Annotated in this window: 13 protein-coding genes; 9 read left to right on the plus strand and 4 right to left on the minus strand. The window is 66.3% G+C overall.

What is annotated here, in order from left to right:
• Window positions 1-12: 12 nt before the first annotated feature.
• Window positions 13-288, minus strand: coding sequence for a hypothetical protein (locus ACFO0G_RS04100; RefSeq protein ID WP_376976531.1), 276 nt, complete (start codon window positions 286-288; stop codon window positions 13-15).
• A gap of 265 nt (window positions 289-553) precedes the next feature.
• Here ACFO0G_RS04100 and ACFO0G_RS04105 point away from each other — a divergent pair, with 265 nt between their 5' ends.
• The 3 genes from ACFO0G_RS04105 (at window position 554) to ACFO0G_RS04115 (ending at window position 3226) form a co-directional block, all read left to right on the plus strand.
• A complete protein-coding gene (locus tag ACFO0G_RS04105) occupies window positions 554-1765 on the plus strand; it encodes an alcohol dehydrogenase catalytic domain-containing protein (RefSeq protein WP_376976532.1) in 1212 nt (403 codons plus the stop codon).
• 181 nt (window positions 1766-1946) lie between these two features.
• Window positions 1947-2567 carry a metalloregulator ArsR/SmtB family transcription factor gene (locus ACFO0G_RS04110; protein ID WP_376976533.1) on the plus strand — a complete coding sequence of 207 codons (621 nt, stop codon included), beginning with the start codon at window positions 1947-1949 and terminating at the stop codon, window positions 2565-2567.
• Between the two features lie 293 nt (window positions 2568-2860).
• Entirely contained in the window at window positions 2861-3226 is a 366-nt protein-coding gene (locus ACFO0G_RS04115) for a DUF7793 family protein (RefSeq protein WP_376976534.1), read from the plus strand.
• Window positions 3227-3376: 150 nt separating this feature from the next.
• Here the strand turns inward: ACFO0G_RS04115 and ACFO0G_RS04120 are convergent, their stop codons facing one another.
• Window positions 3377-4258, minus strand: a complete 882-nt coding sequence (locus ACFO0G_RS04120) for a helix-turn-helix transcriptional regulator (RefSeq protein WP_376976535.1) — start codon at window positions 4256-4258, stop codon at window positions 3377-3379.
• Window positions 4259-4343: 85 nt separating this feature from the next.
• Here ACFO0G_RS04120 and ACFO0G_RS04125 point away from each other — a divergent pair, with 85 nt between their 5' ends.
• Genes ACFO0G_RS04125 through ACFO0G_RS04135 form a run of 3 tightly spaced genes read left to right on the plus strand, consistent with a single transcriptional unit; the run spans window position 4344 to window position 7128 of the window.
• Complete coding sequence (locus ACFO0G_RS04125; RefSeq protein ID WP_376976536.1) at window positions 4344-5225, plus strand: aldo/keto reductase; 882 nt, start codon at window positions 4344-4346, stop codon at window positions 5223-5225.
• 9 nt (window positions 5226-5234) lie between these two features.
• Complete coding sequence (locus ACFO0G_RS04130) at window positions 5235-6263, plus strand: aldo/keto reductase (RefSeq protein ID WP_376976537.1); 1029 nt, start codon at window positions 5235-5237, stop codon at window positions 6261-6263.
• Window positions 6264-6297: 34 nt separating this feature from the next.
• The gene (locus ACFO0G_RS04135) at window positions 6298-7128 is read left to right on the plus strand and encodes an oxidoreductase (RefSeq protein WP_376976538.1); all 831 of its coding nucleotides are present in this window, start codon (window positions 6298-6300) and stop codon (window positions 7126-7128) included.
• 96 nt (window positions 7129-7224) lie between these two features.
• Here the strand turns inward: ACFO0G_RS04135 and ACFO0G_RS04140 are convergent, their stop codons facing one another.
• Window positions 7225-10125, minus strand: coding sequence for an alkaline phosphatase family protein (locus tag ACFO0G_RS04140; protein WP_376976539.1), 2901 nt, complete (start codon window positions 10123-10125; stop codon window positions 7225-7227).
• Window positions 10126-10312: 187 nt separating this feature from the next.
• On the opposite strand from ACFO0G_RS04140, the gene ACFO0G_RS04145 reads away from it, so the two are divergent.
• Window positions 10313-11983: a phosphodiester glycosidase family protein gene (locus tag ACFO0G_RS04145; RefSeq protein ID WP_376976540.1), complete on the plus strand. Its 1671-nt coding sequence runs from the start codon at window positions 10313-10315 to the stop codon at window positions 11981-11983.
• A gap of 161 nt (window positions 11984-12144) precedes the next feature.
• Window positions 12145-12321 (plus strand): hypothetical protein, encoded by a 177-nt coding sequence (locus tag ACFO0G_RS04150; protein ID WP_286398671.1) that lies wholly within the window; start codon window positions 12145-12147, stop codon window positions 12319-12321.
• Window positions 12322-12342: 21 nt separating this feature from the next.
• Here the strand turns inward: ACFO0G_RS04150 and ACFO0G_RS04155 are convergent, their stop codons facing one another.
• The gene (locus ACFO0G_RS04155) at window positions 12343-12741 is read right to left on the minus strand and encodes a DUF4259 domain-containing protein (RefSeq protein WP_376976541.1); all 399 of its coding nucleotides are present in this window, start codon (window positions 12739-12741) and stop codon (window positions 12343-12345) included.
• Window positions 12742-12944: 203 nt separating this feature from the next.
• On the opposite strand from ACFO0G_RS04155, the gene ACFO0G_RS04160 reads away from it, so the two are divergent.
• Window positions 12945-13364 (plus strand): hypothetical protein, encoded by a 420-nt coding sequence (locus tag ACFO0G_RS04160; RefSeq protein WP_376976542.1) that lies wholly within the window; start codon window positions 12945-12947, stop codon window positions 13362-13364.
• Window positions 13365-13457 lie beyond the last annotated feature (93 nt).

The raw sequence follows: 13457 nt of genomic DNA on the forward strand, positions 1-13457 counted from the left end.
TTTGGGTAGCGCTTAGGAATTTGCGCGCCGGGCCGGAACCTGGGCAGCGGTGCGCCGGAGCCGGACCAGCCGCACCGCGTGAAAGGTGATCAACCCGGCACCTACGATCACAGAGACGACGTCATACCACTGCACCGGGCCGTTGAAGAGCCGGTACACCGAGGGCGCCATGACCAGGAGGGCCGCAACGGCACTTGCCAACGACCCGAACACCTTGTCAACGCGTTCGTCCCGTGCCACCCACGCGGCAACCCGTTCGCCGCGGTCATCCTCTGGCTCAACTCCCATGCGTCTGCCCCCTCAGGCGTTGGTCCAACCGAGCCTACTCGGAGATCCGAAATCCACGCCGACATATTCCTTTTCGCGGCCTAAATGCTGGGCGCGAGAAGGAACATGCGCAGCGGAAAAAGGGATGCGCGATCGCTCGGCTGGACGGGCGGCCTCGCCCAACGGAAAAATAGGCAGTAGGCTTACTATCTTGCAGCTTGAGGTATGCAGTGCCCGGTGACCAGAACCCTATTCGGCGGTTTGAACGCGTAAAAGGAGTCCCATCATGAAAGCTCTTGTATGGCACGGCGAAGGCGACATCCGCCTGGACAACGTGGACGATCCCACCATTCTCGACCCTAACGATGCCATTGTGCGCATCACCCGCAGCGCAATTTGCGGCACGGACCTGCACTTCATCCGCGGCACCATGTCCGGCATGAAGGAAGGCACCATCCTGGGGCACGAGGCTGTGGGTGAGGTGACGGCCGTGGGCAAGGCGGTGCGGCGGTTCGCGCCCGGGGACCGCGTTATTGTGTCCTCCACGATGTCCTGCGGCGTGTGCTGGCAGTGCCGCGCCGGGCATACGGCGCAGTGCGACGTTGCCAACCCGAACGGCCCGCAGGCGGGGACCTGCTTCTTCGGCGGCCCCGAGACCACTGGACCAATTAACGGGCTGCAGGCGGAGTACGCGCGGATTCCGTGGGCCTCGAACACCTTGACCCGGCTGCCGGACAACGTCAGCGACGAGCAGGCCATCCTGCTCTCGGACATCTTCCCCACGGCCTGGTTCGGCGCGCAGCTGGCCGGCATCCAGCGCGGCGACACGGTGGCCGTGTACGGCGCGGGCGTTGTGGGGCAGCTGGCGATTGCGTCAGCTTTCCGGCAGGGTGCGTCGCGGGTGTTCGCGGTGGATGGGATCGAGACCCGGCTGGTCCAGGCGCTCGACCAGAACGCAGATGTCATCAACTTCAACAGCGAGGACCCCGTGGAGGCCCTGCAGGAGGCGACGCAGGGCATCGGCGTGGACGCGGTGATCGATGCCGTTGGCGTGGATGCGCAGCGGCCCTGGGCCGGGCCCGCGGCGGCCAAGGGCGAGGAGCAGGCGGAACAGTTCGCGCAGGAAGTGGCCGAGGTTGCCCCTGCCACCAATGTGCAGGGCGATAACTGGGTGCCGGGGAACGCGCCGTCGCAGGTTTCGCAGTGGAGCATCGAGACGGTGCGGAAGTACGGCCGGATCGGGATCATCGGCGTGTACAGCCCGGCGATGATGACGTATCCCATCGGCCAGGCGATGAACAAGAACCTGACCATCCGGATGGGCAACTGCGACCACCGCTCGGTCACGCCGCCGCTGGTGGACCTGGTGGCCTCCGGCGTCTTCGACCCCACCACGTTCATCACCCAGCACGAACCGATCAGCGATGTGGTGGATGCCTACCTGAACTTCGACCGGCGCGAGGAAGGCTGGCTGAAGACGGTGCTGACCACCGCATAGCCTCCCCCTGCATGACCGGCGGCCCGCTCCTTTTGGTGCGGGCCGCCGTCGTACATTCTTGGCTGTCATTTTGGCCGCCCGAACCCGTTGCACTGACGCCCGGTTGCGGGGGACGATCTTAGGCGTCAACACATTGGCGTGTCTCCCTGGCGGGGCCCGGACAAGGCAAGGGTGGGAAACCGTGACGAAACAAGTGCCTGATGCAGACGGGGCACGGCCGTCGATGCTGGCTCTCGCAGAGGTCTTCAAGGCTGTTGCCCATCCGGTAAGGGCGCAGGTTTTGGACCTGCTGTCCCATGGCGAGTCGTCCATCCCGGAACTGTGCGAGGGTACCGGGGAGAAGGCCTCGCACCTGTCGCGCCACCTGGCCCAAATGCGGAGCCAGCGGCTGATCGAATGCCAGCGTTCCGAGGGGAGGCTGATGTACCGGCTGGCCTGCCCCGAGGTGGCGAACCTTCTGGCCGCCGCGCGATCCGTGCTGCAGGCACAGGTGGCGGCCGCCGTGGTCCGGACGCGTTACACGCCGCGTCGGACGTTTGGAACAGTCGCGCCGCAAGCTGCCCCGCGCGCTGCCGCCGCTACGGGCCCGGCAACCTTCTCCGACGAGCAGTTTGCGGAGCTGGAACACACCCTGGCCTCACGCGCAGTGATTGCCGACGCGTGCGAAGCAATAGCTGCGCGATGCGGCTGCACCCTGGACGAGGCTGCAAAGCTGCTCATCATGACGGCACACAAGTCCAACCTCACCCTTCGGGCCGCTGCCGCACGCGAGCTGCAGGACCAGCACGGGCCGCGAGCCTGATTCAGTCAAGGCAACCTGGCCCACCCGGTACTAAGGTCCCTTGACCTCTCCCCGGAGCACGGGCCACACTTCTAGCAGAATTGACGAAAACGTCTATCCGTCAATACACCGTCCGACCACCATGCCGGGGGAAGGCACCAGGAAGCCCGGAGCAATGCTCCCCGATATTGGGGGGTTCCTGGTGCGGAGTGGATGGGGAGGGGCCAAGGCCGTCCCCTTCCCCATCCGCTTCCGGGGCCTGGTTTGCGCTGCCGTGTTGCTGTACGCCGTGAATGAGCAGCAAAGTAGTAGGCATGGAAGACATCACCGGGACCATCGAGCTTTCCGGGGACCTGCTGCACCTGAAGTGGGGGCACGGGGATGTGGTCACGGAGCGCGACGCTGTGGCGCTGATGGAGCGCGCCAGGGCCCTTAGCGGCGGCCGCGCCCTGCCGATGCTGGTGGAAATAACCGGTGTGGAGTGGATTGAGCAGGGAGCCCTGAAGGCCTTCGCCGGTAGGTGGCCCCTGACACGCGCAGCCGTGGTGGGCACCTCCCCCGTGGACCATACCCTCGCCAGCTTCTACACCGGCCGGCACAAACCGGTGCACCCCACCCGGTACTTCACGTCGATGGACGAGGCGATGGCGTGGCTGACGGAGGACCCGGCGCAGCCGTAGGGCGTGCGGGCAGTTTCGACGCGCAAAGCCGCCCGTGACGCGCAGATTCCTATTCGCGGCCCGGATTTAGGCTGCGCAAAGGAATCTGCGGAGCGAAACGGAAGATCCGCCTCGAAAACCGCTCTTCCGCGGCGCAGCGCCGGACGCGGCTCAAGTGCCCTCCTGCACCGGGACCTCGGCAACGGTCCGCTGCGTGGCGGCCCAGCTCGCCAGGACCTTCAGGGCATCCTCGGACGGCGTGCCCGGTTCGGCGGTGTAGATGTTGATCCGCAGTCCAGGATCGGCAGGAAGTTCAAGGGCTTCATAGGTCAGGTCCAGGTCCCCCACCACCGGGTGATGCAGCCGTTTCCGCCCGGTGCGGTGGTACTTCACGTCGTGCCGGGCCCAGCGGACACGGAACTCCTCACTGCGGGTGGAAAGCTCGCCGATCAGGTCCGAGAGGTCCTTGTCGTACGGGTTCCTGCCGGCAGTGGACCGCAGCACCGCAACGATGTCGTCCGCGCTCCGCTCCCAGTCCCGGAAGAACTCCCGCGCCATCGGATTAAGGAACGTGAACCGCGCACTGTTCGGCGGCGTCACCGGCTCCGCCATCATCTCCTGATACAGGGCCCGGCCCAGCTCATTGGAAGCCAGCACATCGCCGCGGTCGTTCCTAACCCAGGCGGGCGCCGTCGTAATCGCGTCGATGACCCGCTGCACGCTGGGACGCACCGTCAAAGGGCTCCGCTTGCGCCGCACCCGCGGCACCGACGTGGCCGCGCGGGCAAGGTCGAAAAGGTGGGCCGTCTCGGCGTCGTCCAGCTGCAAAGCCCGCGCCAACGCCTCCAGCACGCTGTCCGACGCACCCGACAGGTTCCCGCGCTCCAGCCGGATGTAGTAGTCGACGCTCAACCCGGCCAGCATGGCCACTTCCTCGCGGCGGAGCCCCGCCACGCGACGGGTCCCGCCGTACGCGGGCAGCCCGGCCTCCTCCGGAGTGATCCGGGCGCGGCGGGAGGTCAGGAATTTCCGCACGTCATCGCTGTTGGTCATGCCTCCACGGTACGCGTGCCCCAACCCTCGAAGGAGGGACTGACAAGCCCTCCCACAATCGCGGCCACCCACATAGCGTGAAGGCATGGAACTCAAACTCAACAACGGCGTCACCATGCCAGCGCTCGGCCTGGGCGTTTTCCAAAGTCCCCCGGAAGAGACGACGGCGGCCGTCCAGACAGCGCTCGAGGTGGGCTACCGGCACATCGACACCGCCGCCGCGTACGGCAACGAGCGGGAGGTGGGCGAAGGCATCCGGCGCTCCGCCCTGCCGCGCGGAGACGTCTTCATCGAAACGAAGGTGTGGGTCAGCGACTACGGCTACGAGCAGGCACTGCACGCCTGGGACAAGGCCGTGGGCAAGCTGGGCGTGGACCAGCTGGACCTGCTCATCCTGCACCAGCCCGCGCCGGACCGGTTCGAGAAGACCATCGCCGCCTACAAGGCCCTGGAAACCCTGCTCAAGGACGGACGCGTGCGGGCCATCGGCGTCAGCAACTTCATGCCGCACCACCTGCAGCAGCTGCTGGCGGAAACCGACGTGGTCCCGGCCGTCAACCAGATCGAGCTCCACCCGTACTTCCAGCAGCCGGCTGTCCAGACCATTGATGAGGACCACCGCATCCTCACCCAGGCATGGTCGCCCATCGGCGGCATCACCTTCTACCCCGGCTGGGGCGAGAACCGGAAGAACGTCATGCGGGACCCGGTGATTGCCGGCGTCGCGCAGTCCCACGGCAAGACCCCCGCCCAGGTGATGCTGCGCTGGCACCTGCAGCAGGGCCGCTCGGCCATCCCCAAGTCCACCAACCCGAGCCGAATTGCCGAGAACTTCGACGTGTTCGACTTCGAGCTGACCGCCGCCGAGCTCGCTGCCATCGACGCCCTGGAGACCGGCGTCCGCAGCGGCCCGGACCCGGATGTGGCCCGCCCGGAGCGGTTCGCCATGGTCATCCCGGAAGCGTAAGGAGAAGCAATGGAATACCGCCCGCTCGGCCGCACCGGAGTGCAGGTCAGCCCCCTCTGCCTCGGCGCCATGATGTTCGGCCCCTGGGGCAACGACGACCGTGCAGATGCCACCCGCATCATCCACCGCGCCCTGGACGCCGGCATCAACTTCATCGACACCGCGGACGTGTACTCCGGCGGAGCCTCCGAGGAAATTGTTGGTGAGGCAATCGCAGGAAGGCGTGACGACGTCTTCCTGGCCACCAAGTTCTTCATGCCCATGGACCAGAAGGACCCCAACCAGCGCGGCGGCTCCCGGCGCTGGATCATGCGCGAGGTGGAGAACTCGCTGCGCCGGCTGAACACCGACTACATCGATCTCTACCAGGTGCACCGGCCCAGCTCGGACACGGACGTGGAGGAGACCCTGGGCGCGCTCACCGACCTGGTCCGCCAGGGCAAGATCCGCTACATCGGTTCCTCGTCCTACTCCGGCTCCCAGATCGTGGAGGCGCAGTGGGCGTCCCGCGAGCGCAGCCTGGAGCGGTTCGTCACCGAGCAGCCGCCCTACTCCATCCTGGTCCGCGGCATCGAGGAGGACGTCCTTCCCACGGTGCAGCGGCACGGGATGGGCACGCTCACGTACAGCCCGCTGGCCGGCGGCTGGCTTTCGGGCCGGTGGCGGAAGGACTCGGCGTCCCGGCCCACCTCCTCCGCGCGGCCGAGTGCGCGTTTCGACATGTCCCAGCCGGAAAACCAGCGCAAGCTGGACATCGTGGAGGAGCTGGCGCAGGTGGCCGAATGGGCAGGGGTCACGCTCATCGAGATGGCCATCGCGTTCGTGATCAACCACCCCGGCGTCACCTCGGCCATCGTGGGTCCGCGGACCATGGAGCAGTTGGAGTCCTACCTCCCGGCCGCGGACACCGTCCTGGCCCCCGAGGTCCTGGACCGCATCGACCAGCTCGTTGGCCCCGGCGTCACCGTCAACCCCGACGACAACAGCTACGGCGCCCACGAACTGACAGCTAACGCACGACGGCGGCACCGGGCTTAAGCGCAAGGACGTCACCCTACGAAAGGAAATACCAATGGCAACATGGCTCATCACAGGCTGCTCCACCGGACTTGGCCGCGCACTCGCCGAAGCCGTGCTCGCGTCCGGGCACAACGCCGTCGTCACCGCCCGGAACGTCGACGCGGTGCAGGACATCACCGCCGGCTTCCCGGACACCGCGCTCCCCCTGGCCCTCGACGTCACGGACAAGGCTCAAATCGCCGCCGCGGTGAAGCAGGCGGAGGAGAAGTTCGGCAGCATCGACGTGCTGGTAAACAACGCCGGCTACGGCTACCGGGCCGCCGTGGAGGAAGCGGACGACGGCGACATCCGGCGTTTGTTCGACACGAACTTTTTCGGCGCGGTGGACATGGTCAAGGCGGTTTTGCCGGGCATGCGCACCAACAAGGCCGGCTCCATCCTGAACATCTCCTCCATCGGCGCCCGAATCACGCCGCCCGGCTCCGGCTACTACGCAGCCACCAAGGCCGCACTGGAGGGCATGTCCGGATCGCTGCGCCAGGAGTTGAAGCCGCTGGGCATCAACGTCACCGCCATCGAGCCCGGCGGCTTCCGCACCGACTTCGCCGGCCGCTCACTCACGCAGTCCGCTTCGGCGATCGATGACTACGCTGACACCGCCGGCAAGCGCCGCAAGGAACACGACACGGCGCACGGCACCCAGCCCGGCGACCCGGACAAGGCAGCCAGGGCGATCATCGCCGTCGTCGAATCCCCCAACCCGCCGGGACTGCTGGTCCTGGGCACCGACGCGTTCGGCGCTTTCGGCAAGGTGGCGGAGGCCCAGCGGGCGGAACTGGACCAGTGGCAGGAGCTGAGTACCGGCACCGACATCACGGACTGACCGTTTGTGCGACACAAGAGCGGGCTGGGCGATTTCCGCCCAGCCCGCTCTTGTGGATGTCAGCGGCTGGCGCCCGACGTCCCGGTCAACGCCTTATCAGTCGTCCTCGTGGTTGGTTGAACCGGCGGGGATACCGGGCACCTCGTCAGGACCGTAGATCTTCTCGTCGCCCGGGTAGGGGCTCTCCCATTTGTGGGTTTGGTACCAGGTCCAGCGGTTGAACAGGTTGGGGTCCGCGTAGTCTTCCTTCGCGCCGTTGCCTGTCAGGTGCTGCTTTTCGGACCAGTCGTCCCACTTTTCCGCGGTTTCCTTCATCGGGGCAGGGACAGCGGTGGCTTTGGCTGCTGCGTCATTGACTGCTGCGGCCGCAGCTCCGGTCTGGCCCAGGGTGTCCGGGCCGCAGGCGGGGGCGGTCTTGACGCCCTCGGTGAGCGGCACCTGGTTCGAGACCGCGCTGTACGGGGTGAACTCAGCCTTGTTGGTGAATGCGTCGAACATCGGGGTGGCCGCCGCCACCTTCTGGTTCAGCGGCTGTGCACCGAGGATCTGCTCGATGGTACGGACCATGTTGATCTGGGAGTAGAACGTGCTGACCGTCTTACCGTGCACCGCGTACGGGCTGATGACCTGGACGGGGGCGCGGTGGCCGTCGATGTGGTCGGTGCCGTTCTGGCTGTCGTCCTCGGCAATGAAGATTGCGGAGTCCTTCCAGTATTCGGAGTGCGAGATCTCATCGACGATCTTGCCCACGGCCAGGTCGTTGTCGGCAACCTGGGCCTCGGGGTCGGCGGTGCCGCCGGTGTGGTCACTGGAGAGCCACGTCATTTGGAAGTTCTTCGGGCCGTTCTTCTCAAAGTCCTGCTTCCAGGTCTCGTAGCGGTAGATGTCAGGTACCGCGGTGTCGAACGGGGCCGCGTTCGGGTCCGTAATCTCATTGAGGGACGGGATGGCGGAGCTGGCGTGCATCTGCAGTGCCGGGGTGAAGAGCTGGGCCGGGTCACCCCCGGCCATGGTGCCCGTGGCCGCGCAGTAGTACTGCTGCCAGGTGGCCCCTGCAGGCTTGCCTTCCTCGGAGTCGAACTCGCCATAGTTCCTGGCGGTGTTGCCCGCGTCCTTGATCGCGGTCCACAGGAAGCCGGAACGCTGGTGGCCCAGGACATCGTCCTCGGTATCGTAGGAGCGCTTGTACTCCCCGGCGCTGGTCTCGGTGTAGGCCGGGTTATCGCCCTGCATCATCCAGTTGTGGCCCTCGGCCGAGTTGGTGCCAATGTCGTACGTGTTGTCATAAAGGCCGAACTGGCTTGCCAGCGCGTGCTGGTTGGGCGTGACCTTCGCGCCGAACTGGGCAAGCGATGCGTCGCCGTTGCCCTGCTTCATGTCGCCGTACACCTGGTCGTAGGTGCGGTTTTCCTTCACGATCAGGAACACGTGCTTGATGCTCGACGGCTCCCCAATCCGTTTGGGCACGGCGACCGCCGGGATCTTGGCGGCCTCGGCAGCCGTCGCTTCCTTGACCGAGCTGCCATCCCAGCCGTTCTGCTCGAACACAGTCTCGGTGTACTGCTGGATTTGCTCATCGCTGGGGAGGGTGAATTTGGTGAGCGAGGCCGTGGTGGAGTGCGTGCCGTGACCGGTCGCAGCCGTAGTGTTCGGACCCTCGTTGATGGTCACTTCCGGGCCCCGCGCATCGATGCCGCGGATATTGGTGACCACAATCTGGCCGTTCACCGCGGTGACGTTGCCAGGGTAGTAGTCCGTCGGTAGCAGGCCAATGTAGCTGGCAGGGTCCTTCGGGTCCTGCTTGTTGACCTTGTAGACCGCGATCGCGTTGGCGCGGCCGAGCGAGACCAGGAGATGGTCGCCCTGCATGCTGATGCCGGTGGGTTCGTAGCCCACCTGAGACGAGGCCCAGGGCTGGGTGGCGATGATTTGGAGGACCTTGTTGCTGGCAGTGTCCACGACGGAGACGGTGTCGCTGTTGGTGTTCGCCACATACAGGGTGGCCCCGTCCAGGAACATCGCGGTCGGGTGCAGCTGGACGTCGAGGGAGGAAACCGGCGCAGCGGCGTTGGCGGTGTCGATGATGCTAAGGGTGCCGGTCGTGGAGGTGCCGAGGTTGGTATCGGCCGGGACGTCGGTGCCGTAGGAGTTCATGGTCGGCTCACCCGGGAGTGCCTGGCGGCCCCCTTCGTTTGAGACGTAAAGGCGGGTGCCGACGAACTTCAGCTGGCGCGGGGCAATACCGGTGCCGAAGGTCTGCTTGATGGTTCCGGCGGCCGGGTCGATCGCGACGACCGCGTTCTGGCCGTTCACGGCCGCGTACAGGGTCGAGCCGTCGGGGGAGAACGCCATGCCGGCCGTCAGGGCCTGCTTGTCGCCCGCGGTCGGAATGCTGATCTTCGTCCCGGCACCGAGGGAGCCGTCCGGATTGAAGGGGTAGCGGACAATGCCGGTTGCGACGGGCTCAAAGAGGAACTTGCCGTCGGGCGAGAAGACCGGGCCGTCCTGGCCCACCGATCCGTCCGTGATGTGCTGGTATGCCATGTTCGCGTAGCCTGCATTGCCTGCCGCGGCTGCAAAAACTGTGGCCGCCTGGGTGCCGGCCGCGGCGACGGGCTTGTAGGTGGTGAGGTCAAAGACCTGGAGGTCAACCGAGCGGTCCGTGCTGGTGCCAACCAGGTATCGGCCATCGGGGCTGACGGTCGACCCCATGATTTTGCCGAAAGGGGTCATCAGGCGGTCCCCGATGGGTTTGATCACCTGGTTCGAGGCGACCTGCTCCCCCTTGTCGGTCTGGGAACCGACCTGCTGCTGGCCGAAAGGAAGCGTTGAGGCGGTCGCGATGCCAGCGCCGCCGAGAACGGCGAGAGTGCAGCTCGCGGCCACAATTGCCAGCGGCTTGTGGCCGCGCACGAAGGCGGACACATTTCCCAGCCGCGAGGTGCTTTCCTGGTTTTCGGCGACTGATTTACGGACGGTTTTTGAGGGTGTTTTCACACCAGAAAACTTAGGGACCCGAGCTTAAATGCACGTGACGAAATTGGTTATTTCGGGCAACCATTTGGTTATCCCGGGCAACCATTGACCGCCACATGCAACGTGGGATGAACAGTTCCCGAAGGCGGGCTGAACAACGGCGTGTGGGTGCCCCCGCCGGCTCCGCACCGCCCTAGCGTGGGTAACCATGATCAACCCCAATCATCGTCACCATCGCGCGGTTATCACCGCGCTGGCGGTATCCCTCCCTTTTGCCTTCCTGGCCCCGGCCGGCGCCTCCACGGCGGCACCCACCGCTCCTGTCGCGGACCAGCAGGCTGCCGCACCATCGCAGTCCGCCCATCTCGACCTCGGCGCAGCAGACCAGCCCGAGACCCGCACCGTGACCACCCTGGCCCCTGGCCTGACCCGGACCGCCATCAGCCGGGGCACTCCCAACCAGGACTTCTTCTGGACCGCCGAAGTGGCCGTCCCGTCCACATCGCCGGACCCGGATGCTCCTGCGTCCGCCCTCTCCAGCCAGGCGCAGGCCCAACTGGTTGCCGACAAGCTCACCGCGGCCGGCGTTCCTGCACGGGTGGAGCACGTCCAGTCACCCCAGCTGGCCGACGCCGGCGGCGACCTCGGCTACCGGGTACGGGCCGGGAACTTCTCCACCAAGGCCGACGGAACCACCACTGTGGACCGGATCAAGGCGGCGGGCTACAAGTCCTCCGTGATCTACACCGGCTGGGACGGTGACGCCGGCTCCAGCGAGGATGACCGCGGCCCCTGGAACCTGCAGGTGCTCACCATCGATCCGAAGGAATTCCGGGGCAACCTGACCTCCTCGTTCGGCCCGAACCTCGAGGACCGCGAAACCACCAGCTCACTCGCTGCCGCCGCAGGTGCCCTGGCCGCGACGAACGGCGGCTACTTTGTCATGGACCCCGCCGCCGGCGCGCCGGGCGACCCTGCCGGCGCCGCAGTCCACGACGGCAAGGTCCTCAGCGAACCCGTGGGCGACCGGCCCTCCCTGGTCATCGATAAAAACAAGACGTCCGTCCAGCGCCTGCACTGGCACGGCACGGTCACCGGCGCGGGCCAGGCGGGAGAGCTTCCCCTGGACGGAATCAACCGGGTCCCCGGGCTCATCCGCAACTGCGGCGGCACCGACGACACCCCCACCAACCTGCCGCTGCACGACTTCACCTGCACGGACGCGGACGAAATCATCGCCTTCACCCCCGAATACGGCCCCACCACGCCGTCCGGGCCGGGACTCGAAGTCCTCCTGGACGCCCAGGGCACTGTCACCGCGGTCAACCATACCCGCGGCGCCACCGTCCCGGCCGGCGGCCAAACCCTCCAGGCGATTGGAGCGGATGCGGATAAGCTCGCCGCCCTGGCTGCCCCGGGTGCCAAGCTGAAGGTCAACACGGACCTGCTCGACGGGAGCGGCAAGACCCTGCAGCCGCATGCCGGCACGGACGTGGTTAACGGCGGACCGACGCTGGTTGAAAACGGCCAGCTGAACGTCACCGCGAAGCGCGACGGCATGGCCCGCACCAACGACAGCAACAGCTTCTTTTACGGCTGGGTCCACAAGCGCAACCCCCGCACGATCGCCGGTGTGGACGCGCAGGGCCGGACCCTGATCGTCACTGCAGACGGCCGCCAGACCACGTCGCTGGGCCTGAGCATCAAGGAAGCCGCCGACGTTGCCCGTTCCCTGGGAATGGTCAACGCCATCAATCTCGACGGCGGCGGGTCAACCACCATGGCCCAGGGCGGCCAGGTTGTGAACTCGCCGTCCGACGCCACCGGAGAGCGCCCCGTCGGCGACGCCCTCCTCGTTCTCCCTGGCCGCAAGCCCTGAGCGGGCACAGACTTTAGCCAACAAAGCCGCATCCAAGTACTGACAGGCACTACGAGAAGGGCGCGCCCAGCGAACAGGGGCGCGCCTTTTTCGCGTTTCCGCGTCCGGGCGTTGCGGAGTTGCGCCCGGAACTTCCAACGGCACGGTCGTAGGCTTTCGCCATGCACCCCTTGGCTGCGATCGTCCTGGTGATCCTCACCGGGCTTGCCTGGCTGGGCACCACCATCACTTTGCTGGTGTCCCTGGCGAAGGCCCGACGGCAACCGGCTGTCGCCGACGACAGAGTCCAGGGTCCGCAGGGCGGCCCCCAGGATGAGGCAGCGCGGATCCCGCTGTGACCTGCCAGCATCTGGCCGGGCCTACCGCAGGGCGCTTCGCAGCCGCTCCATGAGGTCCTCGAGCGATTCGCGCCATTTGGGTTCCTCGGCGTCCTCCCACAGCTCTGCCAGTTCGGACCTCTCCCCCGCGACCCGTTCGACAGCCTCGAGAGCCATCTCCACGTCCTCGGCGGTGATTGCGGCCGCGTGGGCGGTCACCCAGTCAGTGACGTTCTCCGGCAGTTCCCCCAACGGGTTGCCCTGGCTGGCCGAAGTGACCTCGGCGGCCGCCAGCGCCACCGCCCCGTCCGGCGCTTCGACGTACCTGTCACCCGCCCTCGACAGCGCCTGGCGTACCACCTCCGCTCCGCCGCCGTCGAGCTCGTCGAGCCAGTCCAGCGCGTCGTCGTTTTCAAACGGCAAGTAGCCCCATGCGCCCATCAATCGCCCCTCCCGGTATTCCGGTCATGCACCGGCACTGATATGCCTGACCGTAGTCATCGATCATTCCTGAAGGGACACCTCAGCGGTCAAATGCCCGGGGCCGTTCAGGCCCAAATTCGAGTAGTAAATACTCATGACACGGCGCATGCCCGGTGCGAAAGTGGTTTTTACAGCTTCATCGCGTCGCAAGAGGAAACACCATGGCAGCAAAGAGGCGTCGCTCCGGCACCATCGGGTGTGCACCCTTCCTGGTGCTGATCGTCATAGCCCTCATCATCAAATTCTGGTGGGTCATTCTCATCAGCCTTGGCGTGGTCGCAGTGACGGCGGTGCTGGTCCGCACGGCGAAGGCCCCGGCGCGTCCCGCCCCGATACCCACTCCCAAGCCTCAGCCCGTCAGGGCCCCGCCCCGCCCGGTTGTCAGCGGCGACGACCTCACAGCCCACATGCGGAGCCAAAAACGGGCCGGCCGCGAACGGGACCTGCAGGAATGGGACTACGAGTGGATCCGCCTGGCCCATCCGGGGAAGAGCCTCCGCGAAGTCAATGAGATCGCGAACGCCCATTTTGCCCGCGGCCGTTCCATTGGCATCAACTGGGGCGACCCTTCGGTTTCATAAGTGGACGGCCACTTATCCCCGTTTCCCGGACAAATCCCCGCTCCACGCGTGGGGGAATAGTCCGCGAGGCGGGGATTTTCCGTTTGAACTGCC

This window comes from Arthrobacter sedimenti (genome assembly GCF_042652025.1).
Lineage (GTDB): Bacteria > Actinomycetota > Actinomycetes > Actinomycetales > Micrococcaceae > Arthrobacter > Arthrobacter sedimenti.